Raw genomic sequence first — 22,894 nt, 5'->3', positions numbered from 1 at the left:
TGCCCAGGTTGTAGATGTAGACCGGCTCGCTGCGCCCCGAGGTGTTCTTGACGGTGAGCGGGATGGTCGCCGCGCCGCGCCCGATGGCGTCGGCCAGGGTGGCGGCGACGTGGGCGGGGGGTACGGCGACGATCGCGAGGTCGACCTGCCCGTCGGGCGCCTGGTCGGTGCCGGCGCCGAGGGCGGCGGCCGTCCGGGCCCGGTCCGGGTCGTGGTCGGTGAGGTGCACGGTGATCCCGCGGGCGGCGAGGGCGAGGGCCGCGGAGGTGCCGATCAGTCCGGTTCCGATGACGACGGCGGTTCTCACGGGATGCTCCAGGGGTGCGGGGACGCGGGGACGCGGGGTGCGGACGGACGGGGGCTGACGATCTTCGGTCACAGCCTAGTCAGCCCGCACGGGTGCGGGGCCCGGCCGTCCGTCCGGTGGGACGGCGGCCGGGCCCCGCACCGCGGTGGCGGGCCCGGTCAGAGCTTCTGGGCCCGGATGATGTCCTCCAGCGAGCCGGCCGGCAGCTGGCCCTGCGGGGACAGCCGGTCCACGGCCGTCGGCAGGCTCCGGGCGATCTGGTCGGCCGCCGCCTCCGGGGTGACCCCGGCCTCGTCGGCCACCTGCTGGAGGGTCCGGTCCGGCAGCGCCTCCGCGATCTGCGCACCGCTGACGGGCTTGTTGTCGCCGCTGCCGAGCCAGGACTGGGCCTGGTCGGCGAGCCCGGACTTGACCAGCATGTCGAGCAGGCCGCCGAGCGGGTTGCTCCCGCCGCCGGAGCCCGGGGCCGAACCGGGCGCGTGGCTCCCGCCGGCCCCGCCCGTGAGCGCGCCGAGGAGGGCGCCGAGGATATTGCCCCCGCCGCTGCCGCCCTGGCCGCCCTGGCCGCCGCCGAGGAGGCCGCCCAGGAGCGAGCCGAGGTCGTTTCCTGCCATGGTCCTGCCCTTCCGCAGAGGGGCCGGGCCGCGCGGTCCGCGCGTACCCGGCTGAGAGACACGGACAATGTCCCCCGAAGCGGACAGTGCCGCCACTTGCCGCACACGCCCGCGCGCCCTGCGGTAGAACCATCGGCATGATCTTCCACATCGTCCCGCTCGCGGACTGGACCGCGGATCCCGGGCTCCCGTACGCCCCCTCCTCCCTGCGCTCCGAGGGCTTCGTGCACTGCTCGGCCGACCGGGCGACGGCCCTGGAGATCGCGGACGCCCACTACCGCGCCGTGCCGGGGACCCTGCTGGCGGTCGGGCTGGACGAGGAGGCGCTGACCGCCGAGGTCCGCCGGGAGGGTGATTCCGGCGGCCGCTACCCACACGTGCACGGCGCGTTGAACCGGGAGGCCGTGGTCCGCGTGTGGGAGGTCGTAAGAACACCCGGCACTCCGGCCTCACTGGCACCGTGGGAGCCGGGACCGTAACCGGCGCGGCAGGCTTCTCCCGAGGCCCGTCGCAGGCCAGGATGCTGCACGCTGATCCGGCCACAGAGCGAGGAGAGACCCATGAGTGACCTCACGCAGACCGCCCGGCGCACGGTACTGGCGGCGGGCGCGGCCGCCGTGGCGGGCGGTGCGCTCACCGCGTGCGGCGGCGGTGACGGCGGCAAGGCGTCGCAGGGCGAACAGGGGGCGGCCACGCCACCCGCCTCCCCCGCCGGTTCGGCCCCGGCGGCGGGCGGCGCGAAGACCATCGCCAAGGCGGCGGACGTGCCGGTGGGCGGCGGCAAGATCCTCAAGGAGGAGAAGGTCGTGATCACCCAGCCCACGGCCGGGTCCTTCCGCTGCTTCACGGCGGTCTGCCCGCACCAGGGCTGCCTGGTGACCAAGGTGGCGGACGGCACGATCGACTGCGCCTGCCACAACAGCGAGTTCAAGGACACGGACGGGGCCGTGGTGAAGGGCCCGGCCACCAAGGGCCTCGCCGAGAAGAAGATCAAGGTCGCGGCGGACGGCAACATCACCCTGGTCTGACCCGGCCTTCCCGCCGGGCGGGGAAGGCGGGGCCGGGAAAGCCGGGCCGGGAAAAATGGGACGGCATACCCGGAGGTCCGTCCCGTAGGCTCCCGAAAATGGACGATCTTTCACTGGTACGGGACCACACGGTCTACCGGTGCGTGATGGGCTCCCGGGCCTTCGGGCTGGCGACGGAGGCGAGCGACACCGACCGGCGCGGTGTCTACCTCGCCCCGACGCCGCTGTTCTGGCGGTTCGAGAAGCCCCCCACCCATGTGGAGGGCCCGCGCGAGGAGCAGTTCTCCTGGGAGCTGGAACGTTTCTGCGAGCTTGCCCTGCGGGCCAACCCGAACATCCTGGAGTGCCTGCACTCCCCCCTGGTGGAACACCTCACCCCGGTCGGCGAGGAACTGCTGTCCCTGCGCGGGGCCTTCCTCTCCCGCCACGCCCATGTGAGCTTCAGCCGGTACGCCGTCTCCCAGCGCGGCAAACTCCTCGCGGACCTGCGGGTGCACGGCGCCCCGCGCTGGAAGCACGCCATGCACCTGCTGCGCCTGCTGCTGTCCTGCCGTGACCTGCTGCGCAGCGGCCGCCTCACCGTCGACGCGGGCCCCTACCGCGACCGGCTGCTGGCGGTCCGCCGCGGGGAGCTGGGCTGGGACGAGGTCGACGCCTGGATGGCCCGCCTCCAGGAGGAGACGGACCGGGCGCTGGCCGGTACGCCGCTGCCCGCCGAGCCGGACCGGACGCGGGTGCAGGACTTCCTGGTCCGCACCCGGCGCGCGTCGGTCTCGTAGCGGATCCCGTAGCGGGTCTCGTAGCGGACCTCGTAAAGAATCGGTTCCTCAGCGGGGCCGGCCGGCCGTCAGGCGTCCCAGAGGGAGCCGAAGGCGAGCAGTTCCTCCCGGTACTCGATACGGCCCTCCCACGCGCGCGGCCAGACCTCCGCCCCGAGGTGGGCCCCCGCGAAGGCGCCCGCGAGGCAGGCCAGGGAGTCGGAGTCGCCCTGGGTGCAGGCGGCGCGGCGCAGGGCGAGCAGCGGCTCCTCGGGGAAGAGCAGGAAGCACTGCAGGGCGGTGGCCAGGGCCTCCTCCGCGATCCAGCCGTCGCCGGTGGTCAGGCAGGGGTCGGTCTCGGGGGACGGGGTGCGCAGCGCGGCGGCGAGCCGGTCGAGCACGGCGAGGCATTCGTCCCAGCCGCGGGCGATGAAGGACTCGGGCGAGGCGTCGGAGCCGGTGCGCATCCAGAGGTCGCCGAGCCAGCGCTCGTGGTAGCGGGTGCGGTTCTCCAGGGCGTAGGAGCGCAGCCGGCCGACCAGCCCGGTGACCTCCGTGCCGGTGGCGAGCAGGCGTACGGTCCGGGCGGTCAGGTCCGAGGCGGCGAGGGCGGTGGGGTGGCCGTGGGTGAGGGCGGACTGGAGCTGGGCGGCGCCGGCCCGTTCCTCGTCGGTCCAGCCGGGGACGAGTCCGACGGGGGCGACGCGCATATTGGCGCCGCAGCCCTTGGAGTGCGTCTGGCTGGCCTCGCGCCAGTCCCGTCCGGGCTGCTTGAGCAGGGAGCAGGCGCGCAGGCAGGTGTTGCCGGGGGCGCGGTTGTTCTCGGGCGACTGGTACCACTCGACGAACTCCTCGCGCACCGGCCGGGTCAGCCGCAGCGGGCCCACCGCTCCGCGTCCGGCGGCGGTACGGATGCCGCGGGCGAGGGCGAGGGTCATCTGGGTGTCGTCGGTGACGATCGCCGGGCGGGGCAGCTCCATCCGGCGCCAGGGGCCGGTCTTGGCGAGGATCCGGGGCACGTCGTTGAACTCGGTGGGGAAGCCCAGGGCGTCCCCGAGGGCCAGGCCGATCAGGGCGCCGGTGGCCGCGCGCTTCGGGGTGCTCGTCGTCATCGCTGGGTTCCTTCCACGGGGCGGAGCAGGGGCGGGTGCAGGGTGGTGGCCGGGCCGGGCCGGTAGAGGGCGGCGGGTTTGCCGCGGCCGCCGGTGAGCCGGGCCGCGCCGGGTACGGCTTCCACGAAGCCGGGGGTGGCGAGCACCTTGCGGCGGAAGTTGGGGCGGTCGAGGGCGGTGTCCCAGACGGTCTCGTAGACGGCGTGCAGCTCGCCGAGGGTGAACTCGGGCGGGCAGAAGGCGGTGGCCAGGCAGGTGTACTCCAGCTTCGCGCCGACGCGTTCGCGGGCGTCGGCCAGGATCTGCGCGTGGTCGAAGGCGAGGCCGCGGGCCTCGGCGACGGGCACCCAGCGGGCCCGGTCGGCGTCGCCGCCGCCCTCGGCGGCCGGTTCCGGCAGGCCGGGGACGAGCGCCGTGAAGGCCACGGAGACCACCCGCATCCGGGGGTCGCGGTCCGGTTCGCTGTAGGTGCGCAGCTGGTCCAGGCGGAGTCCGGCGACGAGCCGGTCCGGCAGGCCGGTCTCCTCGGCCAGTTCGCGCCGGGCGGCCGCCTCGGCGGACTCCCGAGGGAGGAGGAAGCCGCCGGGCAGCGCCCAGTCCCCCGCGTACGGTGCCCGGCCGCGCCGGATCAGCAGCACGTGCAGGGCGCCCGCCCGTACGGTGAACACGGCGAGGTCCACGGTCACCGCGAAGGGCTCGAAGGCGTGCGGGTCGTAGGCGTACGAGTCATGCGCGTGCGGGTCGCGGGCGGGCAGGCCGTGGCCCGGTGCCGCCGCGCCGCTCACCGGTTCTCCGGCAGCGGGTCGGCGAACCGCCAGCCCTCCGCGAGCAGTTCGTCCACGGCGGCGACGGCCGTGGCCAGCCGGGCCCCGCGGTCGCCGCGCACGGCCAGGAAGCGCCGGCCGGTGGCCTCCAGTTCCTCGCGGAACCGGCCGGTCATCCAGGGCCGCAGCTCGGGGCCGTCCCGCAGCCCGTCGTCCTCGAAGGGCACGTCGGCGTCCTCCGTCAGCAGGTACAGGTCCCGGGGACGCCCGGCGGCGATCCGCTCGACCTCGGCGTTGCGGCCGCCCATGTACCGCTCGTGCCAGATGCCGGTGGCGAAGGAGTCGGTGTCGCAGATGAGCACCGGGGAGCCGGCGCGCGCCGCCCGCTCCTCGGCCGCGTCCTGGCGGCGGGCGATCAGCGGGAACTCCTCCGAGGTGAAGGCGACCTCCGCCCAGGTGGCGCCGGGGTCGGCGGCCCGCGCGGCGGCCAGCTTCTCCTCGCTGTAGCGGCGCCCGTACTCCTCGACCCAGCCGGTGGCCGCCCAGACGCCGCCGCGGGCCCGGTAGTGCGCGGCCAGGTCCCGGGAGAGGGTGGTGGTGCCGGTGGACTCGGCGCCCAGGACCACGATCCGCCGGGCGAGCCGGGCCCGTACGGCCGGGCCCAGGTAGTCCCAGCAGGCGGCGGGGTCGGCGCGGACGGCCGTCCCGGAGACCGGGAAGAGGGTGCGGGCGGGGTCGACGCAGACCTCCTCGGCGCCGAACCGGCGCGCGAGCTCGGTCCCGTACTCCTCGGAGGTGAAGACGGCGTCCACGGGACGGCCGACCGCGGCGCGGAAGATCGCCATATGGGCCTCCCAGATCTCCGGGTCGTGCAGGTCGACGGGGATGTCGTCCACGGCCCCGACGACATCGGCCTCCGGGTGCGCCTCCCGCATCCAGGCGACGCGGTCGGCGAGCGGCACCGATTCCACGGAGGCGGCGCAGACCAGGACGGTCAGCCGCTCGCAGCGGTCCTGGGCGGTGCGCACCAGGTGGTGGTGGCCGGCGTGCGGCGGGTAGAACTTGCCGAGCACCAGCCCGTGGCCGAAGCGCCTCATACGGTCGCCTCCAGGGCGGCGGGGGCGGTGCGCTGCGTGAGCGTACGCCGCCAGTCGCGCAGGCCGAGGACGCACAGCGCGAGGAAGCCCACGTAGAGCAGGGCGGTGAGGTGCAGCCCCTTGTAGGCGTACAGCGGGACGTAGACGAGGTCGGCGGCGATCCACAGCCACCAGGACTCGACGAGCTTGCGGCACTGGCCGTAGGTCGCGGCGAGGGAGAGGGCGGTGGTGGCGGCGTCCCAGAAGGGGACGGTGGAGTCGGTGGCGCGGGAGAGCAGCAGGGTCAGGCCGGCTGTCGCCACCGCCCCCGCCGCGGCCAGCCAGAGCCATTCGGTGCGCGTGGTGCGGCGCACCGGGAGGGCTTCGGTGCTTCCCGGTCCACCCCCGTGGGTCCAGGACCACCAGCCGTACGCGGCGAGGGCGATGAAGACGATCTGGAGCCCGGCGTCGGCGTAGAGGCCGGCCTGGGTGAAGAGCACGACGAAGAAGATGTTGTTGGCGATGCCGATGGGCCAGTTCGCGATGTGCTGGCGGGCCACCAGCCAGACGCACAGGGCGCCGGTGGCGAAGCCCAGCACCTCGGTCCAGCTCAAGGTCCAGTTCATACCGGGCCCCCTCCCTTAATAGTCATAGTGACTATAAACAGGGGGGCGGAGCCGGGGCAAGGGAAAAGCCCGCGGCGCCGTGGGGCGCCGCGGGCTCTGTCCGCGGAAGGGTGCCGGTCCTGCGTGGGCGGTCCTGCGTGGGCGGACCTACAGGCCGACCTCGCGCATGAGCATGCCGACCTCGGTGTTGGTCAGGCGGCGCAGCCAGCCGGACTTCTGGTCGCCGAGCTCGATCGGGCCGAAGGAGGTCCGGACGAGCTTGTCGACGGGGAAGCCCGCCTCGGACAGCATGCGGCGGACGATGTGCTTGCGGCCCTCGTGGAGGGTCACCTCGACCATGTAGTTCTTGCCGACCTGGTCCAGCACGCGGAAGTTGTCGGCGCGGGCCCAGCCGTCCTCCAGCTCGATGCCGTCCTTGAGCCGCTTGCCGATGTCGCGCGGCAGGGAGCCGGTGATGGCGGCGACGTAGGTCTTCTTCACGCCGTACTTGGGGTGCGTGAGGCGGTGGGCCAGCTCACCGTGGTTGGTGAGCAGGATGATGCCCTCGGTCTCGGTGTCGAGCCGGCCGACGTGGAAGAGGCGGGTCTCGCGGTTGGTGACGTAGTCGCCCAGGCACTGGCGGCCGTCCGGGTCCTCCATGGTGGAGACGACGCCGGCGGGCTTGTTCAGCGCGAAGAACAGGTACGACTGGGTGGCGACGGTCAGACCGTCCACCTTGATCTCGTCCTTCGGCTGGACGCGCTTGCCCTGCTCCAGCACGATCTCGCCGTTGACCTCGACACGGGCCTGCTCGATCAGCTCCTCGCAGGCGCGGCGCGAGCCCATGCCGGCGCGGGCGAGGACCTTCTGCAGCCGCTCGCCCTCCTGCTCGGCGCCCGGGAAGGTCTTCGGCGTCTTGATCACGGGCTTGTCGGCGTACCGGTCGCGCACGCGCTCCTCGATGCGCGCGTCCAGCTCGCGCGGGCGGGACTGGCCGCTGCGGCTGCCGGGACCGCGGCGCGGGCCGCCGGCGCCGCCGATGCCGGGGGTCCGGGAGGTGCGGGGGCCGCCCTTGGCCCCGCCGCGGGCCGCGTCACCGCGGGCGCCGCGGGTGCGCTCGCCCTCGGGGCCCACGTCGTAGCGGCGCTCCTCGGGGCGCGGGTTGCGGGGCCGCTGGGGGGCCTGGTCGCGGTCACGGTCGCGGTCGCGCGGGGCGCCCTGGCCGCCGCCGGAGCCGCCCGGGCCGCCTCGGTAGCCGCCGGAGCCGCCACGGGCACCGCCGCCGCCACCGGAGCCGCCGCGGGCACCGCCGCCACCGGAGCCGCCGGAGCCGCTGCCGCCGCGGTATCCGCCGCCCGAGCCGCTTCCGGAGCCACCGCCGCGGTAGCCACCGCCGCCGCCGGAGCCGCCACGGGCGCCACCGCGCCCGCCGCCGCCTCCGCCGCCGCTGTTCCTGTTGCCGCCGTTGCCGCTGCCGCTGCTTCGCATCAAAGTTCCGTCGTCTTGTCGTCTTCAGAAGTATCCGGCGCGTACGGTGCGTCCGGATCGAACGACGGCACACCTTCTTGCGTCTCGGCTTCGATCGCGTCCGCCTCGGGGAGGAAGGGCGCGAGCTCCGGGAGCTCGTCCAGGCCGCGCAGGCCCATCCGCTCCAGAAAGTAGTTCGTCGTCCTGTATAGGATCGCACCTGTTTCGGGTTCCGTCCCCGCCTCCTCCACCAGACCCCGCTGGAGGAGGGTCCGCATGACCCCGTCGCAGTTCACTCCGCGCACCGCGGAGACCCGCGACCGGCTCACCGGCTGGCGGTACGCGACCACCGCCAGGGTCTCCAGCGCCGCCTGGGTGAGCCGGGCCTGCTGGCCGTCCAGGACGAAGCCCTCCACGGCCGGCGCGTACTCGGCCCGGCTGTAGAACCGCCACCCGCCCGCGACGAGCCGCAGCTCGAACCCGCGGCCCGCGGCCGTGTACTCGTCGGCCAGCTCGCGCAGGGCGTCCGCGACCTCGCGCGGGGTGCGGTGCAGCACCTTGGCGAGGTGGGTCTCCGTGGCGGGCTCGTCCACGACCATCAGTACGGCCTCCAGGGCCGGCTTGAGGTCCAGCGCGGCCACCGCGCCGGTGTCGCCGTTCAATCCTTCGCCTCCACGATCCGGTCGAACTCGTCGGTCACGGCCGGTACGCCGTCGCCGTCCCCGCCGCTCCAGCGCACCGTGAGGGTCCGCAGGGCGTCCTCCTGGTCGAGGGCGACCGCCTTCTCCCGGTAGAGCTCCAGCAGGGCCAGGAAGCGGGCCACGACGGTGAGGGTGTCCCCGGCGTCCTCGGTGAGCTCCTGGAAGGTGGCCTCGCCGCGCGCCTTCAGCATGCGCACCACGAGCGCGGCCTGCTCCCGCACGCTGACGAGCGGGGCGTGGATGTGGTCCACGTACACCTGCGGCCTGGCCCTCGGCTGCATGGCCTTCACGGCGAGCCGGGCGAAGCCCTCGGCGCCGATGCTGATGACGACCTCGGGCAGCAGGTCGGCGTGGTGCGGCTCCAGCCCCACGGTGCGCGGGTGGCGCCGGCCCTCCGCCTCGGCCCGGTCCTCGAAGATCTCCGCGATCCGCTTGTAGGCGCGGTACTGGAGCAGCCGGGCGAAGAGCAGGTCGCGGGCCTCCAGCAGGGCGAGGTCGCCCTCGTCCTCCACCTCGGCGACCGGGAGCAGCCGGGCGGCCTTGAGGTCGAGCAGGGTGGCGGCGACGACCAGGAACTCGGTGGTCTGGTCGAGGTCCCAGTCGGGCCCCATGGCCCGGATGTACGCCATGAACTCGTCCGTGACCCGGGACAGCGCGACCTCGGTGACGTCGAGCTTGTGCCGCGAGATCAGCTGGAGCAGCAGGTCGAAGGGGCCTTCGAAGTTGTCGAGCCGCAGGGTGAACCGCCCGTCCCCGGGGGCCCGGTCCTCCGCGGGGGCGGCGTCGTGTTCGGGGGGCATGGCGGTCCAGGGTACGGGAGAGGGGCACGGCGAGAGGCCGCCGACGCGGACGTCGGCGGCCTCTCGGTGAAGGGTGGGTGCGGGGCGGGTCAGCGGCCGCGCAGGCGGCGGACCAGGATGCTCGCGTCCCCGCGGGACTCCAGGTCGGCCAGGACCACCGCCACCGCCTCGCGGACGATGCGGCCGCGGTCGACGGCCAGCCCGTGCTCCCCGCGGAGCACCAGGCGTGCGTGTTCGAGGTCCATCAGCTCCTCGGCGGAGACGTAGACCGTGATCTTCTCGTCGTGCCGTTCGCGCCCGCTGGGCCGCCGGTTCGCGCCGCGGCCCTGGCCCTTGCCGCGCCGGGCGGCTCCGCCCGGTGCGGCCGGCCCGGCCGGTCCCGCCGGTCCGGCAGAACCTTCCTGCGGTCGCCGCGGCTGCCCCACGACGGGGCCGCCCGCCTCCGTGCCGGCCTCAGCCTCCCGGCTGCGGCCCTCGCCCGCCGGGCCCCCGGCCGGCGCGGCCGAGTGGTCCGCGGCGGCCGCCTCCTCGCCCCCGCGGCGCGGCGTGGACGACTGGAGCGCCATCCCACCGGTCGTACGGAACAGTTCGTCGGCTCCGGGCAGACTCACTCGGCGTGACACCGGGCGAGCACCTCCCTGGCGAGCTGGCGGTAGGCGGCGGCGCCGACGGAGTTGGAGGCGTACGTGGTGATCGGCTCACCGGCGACCGTGGTCTCCGGGAAGCGCACCGTCCGGCCGATGACCGTGTGGTAGACGTGGTCGTCGAACGCCTCGACGACACGCGCCAGCACCTCGCGGCTGTGCACCGTGCGGGAGTCGTACATCGTGGCGAGGATGCCGTCGAGCTCCAGCTCGGGGTTGAGCCGCTCCTGCACCTTCTCGATGGTCTCGGTCAGCAGCGCCACACCGCGCAGTGCGAAGAACTCGCACTCCAGCGGGACGATGACCTTGTGAGCCGCCGTCAGGGCGTTCACGGTCAGCAGGCCGAGCGAGGGCTGACAGTCGATCACGATGTAGTCGTAGTCGGCCATCAGGGGCTTGAGGGCCCGCTGGAGGGTCGACTCGCGCGCGACCTCGCTGACCAGCTGCACCTCGGCGGCGGACAGGTCGATGTTGCTCGGCAGCAGGTCCATGTTGGGGACCGCCGTCTTGAGCAGCACCTCGTCCGCCGACATGCCCCGCTCCATGAGCAGGTTGTAGACCGTCAGGTCGAGTTCCATCGGGTTCACGCCGAGGCCCACGGACAGGGCGCCCTGCGGGTCGAAGTCGACGAGCAGGACCCGCCGTCCGTACTCGGCGAGTGCGGCACCCAGGTTGATGGTCGACGTGGTCTTGCCCACGCCGCCCTTCTGGTTGCACATCGCGATGATCTTCGCCGGACCGTGGTCGGTCAGCGGACCCGGGATCGGGAAGTACGGCAGCGGGCGTCCGGTCGGGCCGATCCGCTCACGGCGCTGGCGGGCAGCGTCGGGGGCGAGGGTGGCCGCGTACTCGGGGTCCGGTTCGTACTCCGCGTCGGGGTCGTAGAAGTGCCCCTCGGGCACCTTGTCGTAGTCGGCGAGTCCCGTGGGCGTGTCGCCGCTCAGGTCGCCGGCCCTGGAGTTCACGTCTAGGCCGTCCATGCTCTTTTGGGGCGTCGTCATGTGCTGGTGGTTTGCGAAGGTGCGTACTGCGACGGAGCCGACAGCTTCGAGCCCGGCAGGGCTCTGGCCCCGCTCAGGCATGTCTGCTCGACCACCCCCAGAAGTAAATGTCGACTCATTCACAAGTCGTCTTACCTCCTCGGACGTGACCTGGACACTTATCGATAGGTCAGCGTGGCACCATGCCGACGGTTGGCGACTCTATGGCGTGTCACCACTCAGCGGCAACACAATCCGCCGGACCCGGCACGATGTGTCGGCAACCGAACACCACTCTGTCAAGGGCGTCCGAGGTGTCGCTGCGAAGTTTCGCGGGTGTGCGAAAGGGTTAAAGGGTTACGTTCGAGGCGAGTTGAGCCGGATCGGGGACCGCGCCGCGAACGCGTCCGGCCGGACCTTGCGGGCAAGGTCCGGCCGGATACGTGAGATTGACGTCAGTCGTTGACGGTTCAGCCGAGGAGCGAGCTCAGCTCCAGCTTCTCCAGGCCGTGGGCCTCGGCGACCGGGCCGTAAACGACCTTGCCGTCATGGGTGTTGAGGCCCAGCGCGAGCGCGGCGTCACGGCGCAGCGCCTCGGCCCAGCCGAGGTTCGCGAGCTGCACGATGTAGGGCAGCGTGGCGTTGGTGAGCGCATAGGTGGAGGTGTTCGGCACCGCGCCCGGCATGTTGGCGACGCAGTAGAAGACCGAGTTGTGGACCTGGAAGGTCGGCTCGGCGTGGGTGGTCGGACGGGAGTCCTCGAAGCAGCCGCCCTGGTCGATCGCGATGTCGACAAGGACACTTCCGGGCTTCATCTTGGCGACGAGCTCGTTGGTGACCAGCTTCGGGGCCTTCGCACCCGGGATCAGGACGGCGCCGATGACGAGGTCGGCCTCGACGACGGCCTTCTCCAGCTCGTAGGCGTTGGAGACGATGGTCTTGATCTTCGTGCCGAAGATCTTGTCGGCCTCGCGGAGCTTGTTGATGTCGCGGTCGAGCAGGGTCACGTGGAAGCCCATGCCGATGGCGATCTGCGCGGCGTTCCAGCCGGAGACGCCGCCGCCGATGACCACGCACTCGCCGGCGTGGGTGCCGGGGACACCGCCCGGGAGCACGCCGCGGCCGCCGGCCGAGCGCATCAGGTGGTAGGCGCCGACCTGCGGGGCCAGGCGGCCCGCGACCTCGGACATCGGGGCGAGCAGCGGGAGCGCGCGGGTGATCGTCTCCACCGTCTCGTAGGCGATCGCGGTGGTGCCGGACTCCAGCAGGGCGTCCGTGCACTCGCGGGAGGCCGCCAGGTGCAGGTAGGTGAAGAGCGTCTGGTCCTTGCGGAGACGGTGGTACTCCTCCGCGATCGGCTCCTTGACCTTGAGCAGCAGGTCGGCGATGGCCCAGACCTCGTCGGCGGTACCGAGGATCTCGGCACCGGCGGCGACGTACTCGGCGTCCGTGATCGAGGAGCCGACACCGGCGTTCTGCTCGATGAAGACCTGGTGGCCGTTGCGGACCAGCTCATGCACGCCGGCGGGCGTGATGGCGACCCGGAACTCGTTGTTCTTGACCTCGCGGGGGATGCCGACCTTCATCGTCGATCACGGTCCTTGACTCGGGGGGATTTAACGGGGCACTTCCATACATACCCGCCCACAAGTACGCGCAACGGGATGCACCACGAGATGACGTGGTGAACCCAGTTTAATGAAGGACGACTCGCTGTCTAGCCTTGCAAACCAATAATCTCAGTCGGATCCACTACGGATTTCGCAGGCCGCAGGGTCATCTCCCAGCAGTCTGTCGGCTGCGGACCGGTGCAGCCGGGCGGCCGCCGGATCACCCAGCCTGTCCAGCGTGTCGGCCAGCCTGACCTGCAGCGCGGCCTGAAGCCGCTGGTCCCCGGCCCGGCGTGCGAGCTCCACCGCCTCGCGGCAGGTGTGCAGGGATTCCTCGGGCCGGCCGGCGTACTCCTGGACCCGCGCCATCTCGCTCAGCGCCTTGGCCTGGCCCGGTACGTCCGCCAGCTTGCGGTAGCCCGCCGCCGCGGCCCGCCAGCTGCGCAGGGCGTCCCCGTACCGGCCCGCGTAGGTGTGGACGTTCCCGAGCCGCCCGTACAGCCGGGCCTCGTCCGCCCGCTCCCCGCGCGACAGGGCGTGGGCGAGGGCCCGGCCGAACCAGTCGGAGGCCCGGTGCCAGTCGGTCAGCTCCTGGTAGGCGCCGCCTACGGATTCCATCGCGCGGCCGATCGCGTACGGGTCCTTCGCGGCCCGCCCCGCGTCCAGCGCGGCCCGGTAGCGCTCCAGGGCCTCCGGGGTGCGGCCCGTCTCGGCGTCCAGGTCGGCCAGGTTCAGCAGGGCGGCGGCCTGCTCGCGGTGCAGCCCGCGCCGCTCGGCCACGTCCAGCACCAGGCGGTGCAGCCCGTACAGCTCGGAGGCCGCCTCGGCGGTGCCCCGGTGCTCCGCCAGGGCCCGTACCAGGGCAGCGACGAGCCGGCGGGCCAGGGTGTCCAGCTCCCCGTCGGCCACCGCCAGGGTGGCGGCGGCGTTCAGGGCGGGCAGCCGGGTGTCCAGCCAGGTGGCGGCGGCCCGCCGGTCGGGGAAGCGCAGCGCGCGCGGCAGGCCGTCCATCAGCTCCCGGAGGTCGTCCTCCAGGTCGGGCCCCTCGGCGGCGGCCATGGCCCGGCAGGAGTGCAGCAGCCGTACGGTGCGCTCCAGCATCCGGGCCCGGGCCAGCTGCACCTCGGCAGGGCGCTCCTTGGCCTCCAGCAGCGCCTGGAGCAGGGGCGCGAGGCAGCCCGGCAGCAGGTAGAGGCCGTCCTGCGCGTGGCGGACGAGCCCGAGCCCGGCGAAGTCGTCGAGGGTGGACTGCGCGGCGGCCACGGAGCAGCCGGCCAGCGCGGAGGCGGTGTGCGAGTCGATGAGCCCGGCGGGGGCGAGCGGCAGCAGCCGCAGGGTGCGCTGGGCGGGCTGCGGCAGGGAGTCGTAGACCAGCCGGAAGCCACGCGCCAGCGGCCCGCCCGCGACGGCCGGCATGTCGTGCAGCTGCTTGGCCACATCGGCCACGGCGGCCTTGGGGCGGGCGGCGAGCCAGCCGCCGACGAGGGCCAGCGCGGCGGGCTGCCCCCCGCACGCCTCGGCCAGGGTCTCGGCGGCCCGGGGGTCGGCGCTGATCCGGGTGTCCCCGATGCGGCCGGCGAGCACGTCCACGGCGGACTGCGGGTCGAGCCCGCCGAGGGTGCAGGGCCGTACGTCGGGGATACCGGTGAGGGGGCCCTCGGCGGTGACGACGACCAGGCACTCGGGGGTGTCCGGCAGCAGGGCGTCGACCTGGTGCGGGTCGGCGGCGTCGTCGATGAGGATGATCGCCCGGCGGCCCTTGAGCGCGGTGCGCAGCGCCGAGCTCAGCTCGTCCTCGCCGGCTCCGGGCGGGGTGCGCCGACCCAGGCCCTCCAGCAGCCCGCGCACGGCCCGTTCGGTGTCGAGGGTCTCGCCGCCGGGGGCGGTGAGGCGGGTGCGCAGCACCCCGTCGGGGTAGTCCTCGGCCACCTCGCGTACGAACGCCTCGGCGAGGGCGGTCCGCCCCGAGCCGGGGCGCCCGGCGACGAGCAGGACCCGGGCGCGGGGCGCCTTGGCCTTGCGGCCGGAGAGGGTGTCGAGCCCGGTCCGGGCGATGTCCTCGCGGAGCTCTTTGAGCTCACGCCGCCGCCCGACGAAATCCGTCACGGATCCGCTCCTCTCCCTGCCTCCGGACTGCGAGCGTAGTTCACGCAGAGCGACGGTCCGGGGGGAGCGCGGCGGGTAAATCCCCCAATCGGATCAGCGGATGGTCGGATTGTTCCCGCGCGGCCCGGACGCCGCGCGGGGCCCGTCCCCCGCCCGTCCTCCGTCGTCCCCGGGGCTCTGCCCCGGACCCCGCGGCTCAATCCCGGGCGCGGACGGAACCGCCCGCGCCCGACCCTCGTACGACCCCGGGCCGGTGCGCGTACTGCCCCGGGGCCGGACCTCGTGAGGCCCCGGGCCTAGACCTCGTACGGCCGGGCCGGCCACGGGGCGAGGCCGGGGCGCAGGCCGTCGAGGCCGGTGTCCGAGGCGAGGGCGGCGGAGAGGGCGAGCACGCCCGCGACCAGGCCCGGGTTGCTCAGCTCGCCCGCGAGCACGGCCCGTACCAGGTCGGCGAGCGGGGCCCAGGTGACCTCCATGTCCGCCTCCTCCGACCCGGTCTCGGCGTAGCGCTCGCCGTCCGCGTCGGAGACGCCGCGCGCGAGGAAGACCCGGATCGCTTCGTCGGAGCCGCCGGGCGAGGCGTAGAAGTCGGTGAGGACCCGCCAGTCCTCGGCTTTGACGTGGGCCTCCTCGTACAGCTCGCGCTGGGCCCCGAGCAGCGGGTTCTCGCCGGGCACGTCCAGCAGGCCGGCGGGCAGCTCCCACAGCCGCCGCCGCACCGGGTGCCGGTACTGGCTGAGGACCAGGACGCGGCCCCGCTCGTCCAGGGCCAGTACGCACACCGAGCCGGGGTGCACCTGGTAGTCGCGGCGGGCCACCGAGCCGTCCGGCATGCGGACCTCGTCGGAGTTCACCGCCGTCTTGGCGCCCTGGAACGGCCGCGCGCTCGACAGGGTCTCCCAGTGTTCCGGCGTGTCCTTGATGTTCATTCCCCGAAGTCCTCCACGACGCGCGACGGCCGGGGTACGGATCTTTCCGTACCCCGGCCGTCTACGGTAGGCGGTCAGCCGCTCACTTCGCGGACTGCTGCCGCTCCACGGCCGCCTTGACCAGGCCCGCGAAGAGCGGGTGGGGGCGGGTCGGGCGGGAGCGCAGCTCCGGGTGGGCCTGGGTGGCCACCAGGTAGGGGTGCACCTCGCGCGGGTACTCGACGTACTCGACGAGCTTGTTGTCCGGGGAGGTGCCCGAGAAGACCAGGCCCGTCTTCTCCAGCTCGGAACGGTAGGCGTTGTTGACCTCGTAGCGGTGGCGGTGGCGCTCGTCCACGTACGCCTGGTCGCCGTAGACCTCGCGCACGATGGAGCCCTCGGCGAGCTTCGCCGGGTACATGCCGAGGCGCATGGTGCCGCCCAGGTCGCCCGCGCCCTCGACGAAGGCCAGCTGCTCCTCCATGGTCGAGATGACCGGGTGCGCGGTGGAGGCGTCGAACTCGGTGGAGTTCGCGTCCTCGATGCCGCCGAGGTTGCGCGCGGCCTCGATGACCACGCACTGCAGGCCCAGGCACAGGCCGAGCAGCGGGATCCTGTTCTCGCGGGCGTAGGTGATCGCGCCGACCTTGCCGTTGACACCGCGGTCGCCGAAGCCGCCGGGCACGCAGATCGCGTCCACGTCGCCGAGCACGGCGGCGGCGCCGGCCGGGGTCTTGCAGTCGTCGGAGGTGACCCACTTGATCTGGACGCGGGCCTTGTTGGCGAAGCCGCCGGCGCGCAGCGCCTCGGTCACCGACAGGTAGGCGTCGGGCAGGTCGATGTACTTGCCGACGAGCGCGACCTTGACCTCGTGGTCGGGGTTGTGGACGCGGTCGAGCAGGTCCTCCCAGACGGTCCAGTCCACGTCGCGGAAGGGCAGGTCGAGCTTGCGCACGACGTACGCGTCCAGGCCCTCGGTGTGCAGGACCTTCGGGATGTCGTAGATCGACTTGGCGTCGATGGCCGCGACCACGGCCGCCTCGTCCACGTCGCACATCAGCGAGATCTTGCGCTTGATGGAGGTGGGCACGTCGCGGTCGGCGCGCAGCACGATGGCGTCGGGCTGGATGCCGATGTTGCGCAGGGCGGCGACGGAGTGCTGGGTGGGCTTGGTCTTGAGCTCGCCGGAGGGGCCGATGTAGGGCAGCAGCGAGATGTGCACGACGAAGACGTTGTCGCGGCCGACCTCGTGGCGGACCTGGCGGACGGTCTCCAGGAAGGGCAGTGACTCGATGTCGCCGACGGTGCCGCCGACCTCGGTGATGACGACGTCGACGTCGTCGGTGGCCATGCGGCGGATGCGGTGCTTGATCTCGTTGGTGATGTGCGGGATGACCTGCACGGTGTCACCGAGGTATTCGCCGCGGCGCTCCTTGGCGATGACCGTGTTGTAGACCTGGCCGGTGGTGACGTTGGCCGAGCCGTCGAGGTCGACGTCGAGGAAGCGCTCGTAGTGGCCGATGTCCAGGTCGGTCTCGGCGCCGTCGTTGGTGACGAACACCTCGCCGTGCTGGAACGGGTTCATCGTGCCCGGGTCGACGTTCAGGTAGGGGTCGAGCTTCTGCATCGTGACCCGCAGACCACGCGCCTTCAGGAGCGCACCCAGGCTGGAGGCCGTCAGGCCCTTGCCGAGGGAGGAAGCGACACCCCCGGTGACGAAGATGTGCTTGGTCGTCATGGCTGTGCTGTTTCGGAAAGCAGCGGGCGGCGTCGCCAAGAGGGGGCTCCCGTGGTCGCGAGGTGAGGGTGCATCCGGCGCCGGTCACCGTCGATCCGGAAGGGGTCTCAGGGGGCGCCGAAGCTGCGGTTTCGGGGCCCCTGATTCGCACAGGCAGACCACCGGTCCACGGGGTACCAGCCTATCAGCGCCCGGACCGGTCCGCCTCCGGCCACGCGCCGCGCACGGCCGGTAGCAGGGCGCCGAAGTGCGGCGTGTCCGGAGCCGCGCCCCTCACCCGTTCGGCGTAACCTCATTGCCCGCGGGCGCGTAGAGATCACTAGGGTGCCGTCATATCCTGCTCGGATATTGCGCACATCGCTGCCGGGCAGTCCGTCGGACGGCCTCACCGAGCCGGGATACGGAATCATGGGCTCACGCGGGGATGCCTGTACACAGGAGACCGCGCAACCGCGCATTGCAAGCGCCCTTCGGGGCGGACGTGGCCGTTCGACTGGAGATGCACGTGTCCGGGCGCATCGAGGATTACGCACTCATCGGGGACATGCAGACCGCTGCCCTGGTCTGCCGGGACGGAGCCGTGGACTGGCTGTGCCTGCCACGCTTCGACTCCCATGCCGTGTTCGCGAGCCTCCTCGGCACCGAGGACCACGGATTCTGGCGGATCGGCCCCGCGGTCCCGGCGGGCGCCGAGGCCCCCGCCGCGACCCGCCGCCGCTACCGCGGTGACTCGCTGGTGCTGGAGTCGGAGTGGGACACCCCGCGCGGCAGTGTCCGCGTGATCGACTTCATGCCGCCGCGCGAGGACCACGCGCCGCAGCTGATCCGCATCGTGGAGGGCATCAGCGGGCGCGTCCCGATGCGCTCGGCGCTGCGGATGCGTTTCAGCTACGGCCGGGTCGTGCCCTGGGTGCACAAGATCGACGGCCGTACCGTGGCGGTCGCCGGCCCGGACTCGGTCTGGCTGGACACCGAGGCGCAGACGTACGGCAAGGACCTCACCACGTACTCCGACTTCACCGTCGGGCCCGGCGACCGCATGGCGTTCAGCATCAGCTGGCAGCCCTCGCACCGCGGCGCGCCCGAGGCTCCCGACGCCGAGGCGGCGCTGGAGTCCACCGCCGAGTTCTGGCGGGAGTGGGTCGACCAGTGCACCTACCACGGGCCGTACCGGGAGGCCGTGGTCCGCTCGCTGATCACCCTCAAGGCCCTCACCTACGCCCCGACCGGCGGGATCGTCGCCGCGCCGACCACCTCCCTGCCCGAGGAGATCGGCGGGGTCCGCAACTGGGACTACCGCTACACCTGGCTGCGGGACGCCGCCATCACCCTCTCCTCGCTGCTGCGCACCGGCTACCGCGAGGAGGCCCGCGCCTGGCGCGAGTGGCTGCTGCGCGCGGTGGCCGGCGACCCGGAGAACCTGCAGATCATGTACGGGATCGCGGGCGAGCGGGAGCTCGGCGAGACCGAGCTGGACTGGCTGCCGGGCTACGAGAACTCCCGCCCGGTCCGCGTCGGCAACGGCGCCGCCGGCCAGCTCCAGCTCGACGTGTACGGCGAGGTCACCGAGGCCCTGCACCTGGGCCATATGACCGGCCTGGCCCGCAGCGACTACGCCTCCCTGCTCCAGCTCAAGCTGATCCGCTACCTGGAGACCCACTGGAACGAGCCGGACGAGGGCATCTGGGAGGTCCGCGGCCCCCGCCGGCACTTCGTGCACTCGAAGGTGATGGCCTGGGTGGCCGTGGACCGCACGATCAAGCTGATCGAGAGCGGCGACGCGGACGGTCCGCTGGAGCGCTGGCGCGAGCTGCGCGACGAGATCCACCAGGACGTGTGCGAGAAGGGCTACGACAAGGAACGCAACACCTTCACCCAGTCCTACGGGTCGAAGGAGCTGGACGCCTCCCTGCTGCTCATCCCGCAGATGGGCTTCCTGCCGCCGGACGACAAGCGGGTCATCGGCACCATCGAGGCCATCCAGCGCGAGCTGTCCACGGCCGACGGTTTCATCCTGCGCTACCCGACGAGCGGCGAGGAGGCCGGTGTCGACGGCCTGGAGGGCGACGAGGGAGCCTTCCTCGCCTGCTCCTTCTGGATGGCCGACGACCTGGCGATGATCGGCCGCGTGGACGAGGCGCGGCGGCTGTTCGAACGGCTGCTGGCGCTGCGCAACGACCTGGGCCTGCTGGCGGAGGAGTGGGACCCGCGCCTCCAGCGGCAGGTCGGGAACTTCCCGCAGGCGTTCAGCCACGTCCCTCTGATCGACACGGCACTGCGGCTGACGGCGAGCGGCGCGTACGGCGGCTGACGGCCGCCGGGATCACCGGGGCGCGGCGGGAGTTCACCGCGCCCCGGTGATCCGGTCCGCCTAGGCTGGAAGGGTTCCCCGCCCTCCGTCCGGTGGAAGGGGGCAGCCATGGCTCCCCTCTCGAAGGCCCATACGGCGCTGACCGCGCTCCGCGAGGATCTGTCCGGCGCGGTGTACGCCCCGGAGGATCCCGGGTACGACGAGGCCCGGGCCGTCTTCAACGCGATGATCGACCGCAGACCGGCCGTCATCGCCCAGTGCGAGAGCGCCGAGGACGTGGCCACCGCCGTCCGCTTCGCCCGGGACCTGGACCTCAAGATCGCCGTACGCGGCGGCGGGCACAGCGTCGCCGGCTCCGCCCTCGGGGACGGCGCGCTCGTGGTCGACCTGCGCCGGATGCACGAGGTCACCGTCCACCCCGGGGCCCACGCGGTCCGGGTCGAGGGCGGGGCGACGATGAGCCACATGGACCGGGCCTGCGCCCCGTACGCCCTGGCCACCACCGGCGGCCGGGCCTCCACCACCGGCGTCGGCGGCTTCGTGCTGGGCGGCGGCAGCGGCTGGCTGGACCGCAAGTGCGGGCTGGCCGTGGACAACCTGCTGGGCGTGGAGCTGGTGACCGCCGACGGCTCGGTGGTGGAGGCCACCTCCGAGGAGAACCCCGAGCTGTTCTGGGCCCTGCACGGCGGCGGCGGGAACTTCGGCGTGGCCACCGCGCTCACCCTGCGGCTGCACGACCTGCCCGCCATGGCCCTCGCGTTCCTGCTGTACCGGCCGGAGCAGGGCCCCGAGGTGGTGCGTACCTACCGGGACCTGGTGGAGGGCGGGCCGGTGGAGGCGGCGGGCGGGGTGCTGTACCTGACGGGCCCGCCCGACGACGCGTTCGTCCCCCCGCACCTGGCCGGGAAGCTGCTGTGCGCGGCGCTGCTGACGTACGCGGGCCCGGAGGAGCGGATGCGCAAGCTGGCCGAGCCGCTGCTGGCGCTGCCGCACGAGGCGGCGATGGTCACCGCCATCCCGTACGCCGACCTCCAGTGCATGATCGACGATCCGCCGGGGCTGCGGAACTACTGGTCGGCGGAGTACCTGACCGGCGCCCCGGACGCCTTCGTGGACGTGTACTGCGCGCGGGCCGCGACCATGCCGGTGCCGACGGGGACCCAGCACATCCTGTTCCCGCAGGGCGGCGCGATCGCCTCCGGCCCGGCCGACTACCCGGTGCCGTACCGGGACGCGGCCTGGGTGGTGCACCCCTTCGGCATCTGGGCAGACCCGGCCGACGACGAGCGCTGCCGGCAGTGGGTCAAGGAGGTACGGGCGGACGCGCGGCCGTGGAGCACCGGCGCGGTCTACCTCAACTTCACCGGGGACGAGGGCGCGGACCGGGTGGTCTCCGGGCTCGGCGAGGAGAACATGCGGCGGCTGGGGCAGGTGAAACGGGAGTGGGACCCGGACAACGTTTTCCGCTTCAACCACAACATCCGCCCCCTCTGACCCCCTGATAGCGTCCCGCGTCATGGAGAACCAGGGCGGGATCACCGTTCAGCGGGCACTGGAACTGCCGGGGCTGCGCAGCGGGCTGCCGGAGGTGGTGGCCTGCGCGGACCGGCTGGGCCGGACGGTGCGCTGGGTGCACGCGGGCGAGGTCCCCAATATCGCCTCCCTGCTCAAGGGCGGCGAACTGCTCCTGACCACGGGCCTCGGCCTCGGCACCCGCCCCGCCGAGCAGCGGGCCTTCGTACGCCGCCTCGCGGACCGGGGGATCGCCGCGCTGGTCGTCGAGCTGGGCCCGCGCTTCACCCGGCTGCCCGCGACCCTGGTGGAGACGGCGCGCTCGGCGGGGCTGCCGCTGGTGCAGCTGCACCGGGAGGTCCCCTTCGTGGCCGTCACGGAGGAGGTCCACACCGAGATCGTCAACGGGCACTACGCCCTGCTCCAGCGGGCCGAGGAGGTCCACCGGCGGTGTACGGAGGCCCTGTTGGGCGGTGGGGGCATCCCGCAGGTGCTGCGGATCCTGGCGGACTTCACGGGGAACCCGGTCTTCCTGGAGACCCCGGACGGGCAGCTGCTGTTCGCGGCGGCCAGCTCGGCGGGGGATCCGGGGGCGGACCCGCTCCAGGTGTGGGAGGGCCTGCGCGGCCAGCGGGAGGCGGAGCCGTCGGCGAACACGGTGGTCGTCGACGTGCCGGGCGGAGGCCACGGCTCGGGCTCGGTGCGGGCGCGGGTGGTGCTGGTCGGGGTGTCGGCGCCGCTGCTGCCGGTGCACCGGATGGCGGCGGAGCGGACGGCGGGGGTACTGGCCGTCGTACTGATGCAGGCGCGGCAGGAGGAGGAGCTGGCGGCGCGCGGGCGCGGCGACTTCCTCACCGATCTGGCGGAGGGCCGGATCTCGGCGGAGGACGCGCCGGCGCAGGCGCGGGTGCTGGGCTTCCGGCCGGGCGGCGGCCCGCTGCTGCCGGTGGTGATGCGGCTGTCGGCGGACCTCGGGCCTTCGGGGAACTGGGCGGTGCTGGCGCGGGCGGTGCTGGAGGAGCTGTCCTCGGTCGGGGTGCCGGTGCTGCTCGGGGTGCGGCCGGTGGAGGGGCGGGTGCCGCTGCTGGTGTCGCTGCGGGCGGAGTCGGAGCGGACGGCGGTGGCCGACCGGGTGTCGGCGGCGCTGCGGGCGGGTGTGGAGCGGGCGGGGCTGGACCGGGCGGCGGCGCCTCCGGCGGTGGTGGTGGGGGTCGCGGGCGGCTGGGCGGCGGCCTCCTCGGGGCTGCGGCACGCCGCGGAGACGGCGACGGCGGCGCACGGGCTGCCGGCGCGGCCGTGGTACGACGCGCGGCGGCTGGACATCGATCTGCTGCTGTGGCGGCTGCGCGAGCATCCGGACCTGGCGGCGTTCGTGGACCGCGCGATCGGTCCGCTGCGCACGCACGACGCCGCCTCGCGGCCGCCGCTCCTGCCGACGCTGGAGACGTACCTGGCCCACGCGGGCCGCAAGGCGGAAACGGCGCGCGAGCTCCACCTGAACCGCCAGACCCTCTACAACCGCCTGGCGCGCATCGCGGAGCTCCTGGGCACGGACCTGGACGACCCGGAAACGGTCCTCTCCTTGAGCCTGGCCCTCCGCGCCCGCCGGCACGCGGGGCCGACGTAACACCCCGGCGGGGGCGCGGCCTCGCCGACGCGGGCCCGGGGCAGCGCCCCGCACATCCAGCGCCACCGCGCACAATTCCAGCCCCGCCGGCGCTCGAGGCGCGGGGTCCGGGGCGGAGCCCCGATCTTTCAGCCCCGCCGGCGCTTGAGGCGCGGGGTGCGGGGCGGAGCCCCGGAGCGGTGGCGCGGGCGCGCCCTCGGCGGCGTCCGTGGCGCTGGTCTTCTTC

The 22,894-nt window shown here is 73.4% G+C and carries 20 protein-coding genes and 1 pseudogene; 6 read left to right on the top strand and 15 right to left on the bottom strand.

Going from position 1 to position 22,894, the window contains the following annotated elements:
• Window positions 1-307, bottom strand: a 307-nt coding sequence (locus ABZ873_RS29605; protein WP_360878306.1) for an NAD(P)-binding domain-containing protein, incomplete at its 3' end; no start/stop codon positions are given.
• A gap of 158 nt (window positions 308-465) precedes the next feature.
• Window positions 466-921, bottom strand: a complete 456-nt coding sequence (locus ABZ873_RS29600) for a YidB family protein (protein ID WP_360878304.1) — start codon at window positions 919-921, stop codon at window positions 466-468.
• Between the two features lie 137 nt (window positions 922-1,058).
• Here ABZ873_RS29600 and ABZ873_RS29595 point away from each other — a divergent pair, with 137 nt between their 5' ends.
• The 3 genes from ABZ873_RS29595 (at window position 1,059) to ABZ873_RS29585 (ending at window position 2,728) form a co-directional block, all read left to right on the top strand.
• Window positions 1,059-1,400: a DUF952 domain-containing protein gene (locus ABZ873_RS29595; RefSeq protein WP_360878301.1), complete on the top strand. Its 342-nt coding sequence runs from the start codon at window positions 1,059-1,061 to the stop codon at window positions 1,398-1,400.
• Window positions 1,401-1,481: 81 nt separating this feature from the next.
• On the top strand, window positions 1,482-1,949 hold the full coding sequence (locus tag ABZ873_RS29590; RefSeq protein WP_360878298.1) for a Rieske (2Fe-2S) protein: 468 nt from the start codon (window positions 1,482-1,484) through the stop codon (window positions 1,947-1,949).
• A 98-nt stretch (window positions 1,950-2,047) separates the two neighbouring features.
• Window positions 2,048-2,728 carry a nucleotidyltransferase domain-containing protein gene (locus ABZ873_RS29585; RefSeq protein WP_360878295.1) on the top strand — a complete coding sequence of 227 codons (681 nt, stop codon included), beginning with the start codon at window positions 2,048-2,050 and terminating at the stop codon, window positions 2,726-2,728.
• A gap of 68 nt (window positions 2,729-2,796) precedes the next feature.
• Here ABZ873_RS29585 and ABZ873_RS29580 read toward each other — a convergent pair whose 3' ends face one another.
• From ABZ873_RS29580 to ABZ873_RS29520, 13 genes and pseudogenes are all read right to left on the bottom strand, one after another.
• Window positions 2,797-3,819, bottom strand: a complete 1,023-nt coding sequence (locus tag ABZ873_RS29580; protein WP_360878292.1) for an ADP-ribosylglycohydrolase family protein — start codon at window positions 3,817-3,819, stop codon at window positions 2,797-2,799.
• The gene (locus ABZ873_RS29575) at window positions 3,816-4,574 is read right to left on the bottom strand and encodes an NUDIX domain-containing protein (protein WP_360878312.1); all 759 of its coding nucleotides are present in this window, start codon (window positions 4,572-4,574) and stop codon (window positions 3,816-3,818) included. The genes ABZ873_RS29580 and ABZ873_RS29575 overlap by 4 nt, the downstream gene beginning before the upstream one ends.
• Before the next feature lie 26 nt (window positions 4,575-4,600).
• Window positions 4,601-5,680 (bottom strand): AAA family ATPase, encoded by a 1,080-nt coding sequence (locus tag ABZ873_RS29570; protein WP_360878289.1) that lies wholly within the window; start codon window positions 5,678-5,680, stop codon window positions 4,601-4,603.
• The gene (pnuC, locus tag ABZ873_RS29565) at window positions 5,677-6,285 is read right to left on the bottom strand and encodes a nicotinamide riboside transporter PnuC (protein ID WP_360878286.1); all 609 of its coding nucleotides are present in this window, start codon (window positions 6,283-6,285) and stop codon (window positions 5,677-5,679) included. The genes ABZ873_RS29570 and pnuC overlap by 4 nt, the downstream gene beginning before the upstream one ends.
• Window positions 6,286-6,432: 147 nt before the next feature.
• Complete coding sequence (locus ABZ873_RS29560) at window positions 6,433-7,752, bottom strand: pseudouridine synthase (protein ID WP_360878283.1); 1,320 nt, start codon at window positions 7,750-7,752, stop codon at window positions 6,433-6,435.
• A complete protein-coding gene (scpB, locus tag ABZ873_RS29555) occupies window positions 7,752-8,393 on the bottom strand; it encodes an SMC-Scp complex subunit ScpB (protein WP_360878280.1) in 642 nt (213 codons plus the stop codon). The genes ABZ873_RS29560 and scpB overlap by 1 nt, the downstream gene beginning before the upstream one ends.
• Window positions 8,390-9,187 (bottom strand): annotated as a pseudogene (locus ABZ873_RS29550) (segregation/condensation protein A); the annotation flags it as partial. The gene scpB and the pseudogene ABZ873_RS29550, both read right to left, overlap by 4 nt.
• A 134-nt stretch (window positions 9,188-9,321) precedes the next feature.
• A complete protein-coding gene (locus ABZ873_RS29545) occupies window positions 9,322-9,855 on the bottom strand; it encodes a hypothetical protein (RefSeq protein ID WP_360878277.1) in 534 nt (177 codons plus the stop codon).
• Window positions 9,840-10,958 (bottom strand): ParA family protein, encoded by a 1,119-nt coding sequence (locus ABZ873_RS29540; protein ID WP_360878274.1) that lies wholly within the window; start codon window positions 10,956-10,958, stop codon window positions 9,840-9,842. The genes ABZ873_RS29545 and ABZ873_RS29540 overlap by 16 nt, the downstream gene beginning before the upstream one ends.
• Window positions 10,959-11,326: 368 nt before the next feature.
• Window positions 11,327-12,442 carry an alanine dehydrogenase gene (gene ald / locus ABZ873_RS29535; protein ID WP_360878271.1) on the bottom strand — a complete coding sequence of 372 codons (1,116 nt, stop codon included), beginning with the start codon at window positions 12,440-12,442 and terminating at the stop codon, window positions 11,327-11,329.
• A gap of 153 nt (window positions 12,443-12,595) precedes the next feature.
• Window positions 12,596-14,572 (bottom strand): tetratricopeptide repeat protein, encoded by a 1,977-nt coding sequence (locus ABZ873_RS29530; RefSeq protein ID WP_360878268.1) that lies wholly within the window; start codon window positions 14,570-14,572, stop codon window positions 12,596-12,598.
• Window positions 14,573-14,868: 296 nt separating this feature from the next.
• Window positions 14,869-15,501 carry an NUDIX hydrolase gene (locus ABZ873_RS29525; RefSeq protein WP_360878265.1) on the bottom strand — a complete coding sequence of 211 codons (633 nt, stop codon included), beginning with the start codon at window positions 15,499-15,501 and terminating at the stop codon, window positions 14,869-14,871.
• 82 nt (window positions 15,502-15,583) lie between these two features.
• On the bottom strand, window positions 15,584-17,218 hold the full coding sequence (locus tag ABZ873_RS29520) for a CTP synthase (protein ID WP_360878262.1): 1,635 nt from the start codon (window positions 17,216-17,218) through the stop codon (window positions 15,584-15,586).
• Between the two features lie 499 nt (window positions 17,219-17,717).
• Between ABZ873_RS29520 and ABZ873_RS29515 the strand changes: the two genes are divergently transcribed.
• The 3 genes from ABZ873_RS29515 (at window position 17,718) to ABZ873_RS29505 (ending at window position 22,668) form a co-directional block, all read left to right on the top strand.
• On the top strand, window positions 17,718-19,529 hold the full coding sequence (locus tag ABZ873_RS29515) for a glycoside hydrolase family 15 protein (RefSeq protein WP_360878309.1): 1,812 nt from the start codon (window positions 17,718-17,720) through the stop codon (window positions 19,527-19,529).
• 108 nt (window positions 19,530-19,637) lie between these two features.
• Complete coding sequence (locus ABZ873_RS29510; protein WP_360878259.1) at window positions 19,638-21,023, top strand: FAD-binding oxidoreductase; 1,386 nt, start codon at window positions 19,638-19,640, stop codon at window positions 21,021-21,023.
• 22 nt (window positions 21,024-21,045) lie between these two features.
• Window positions 21,046-22,668, top strand: a complete 1,623-nt coding sequence (locus ABZ873_RS29505; RefSeq protein ID WP_360878257.1) for a PucR family transcriptional regulator — start codon at window positions 21,046-21,048, stop codon at window positions 22,666-22,668.
• The last annotated feature ends 226 nt before the right edge of the window (window positions 22,669-22,894 follow it).

Source organism: Streptomyces sp. NPDC047014 (genome assembly GCF_040644195.1).
Classification (GTDB): domain Bacteria; phylum Actinomycetota; class Actinomycetes; order Streptomycetales; family Streptomycetaceae; genus Streptomyces.
This window is presented reverse-complemented; position numbering and strand designations above follow the sequence as displayed.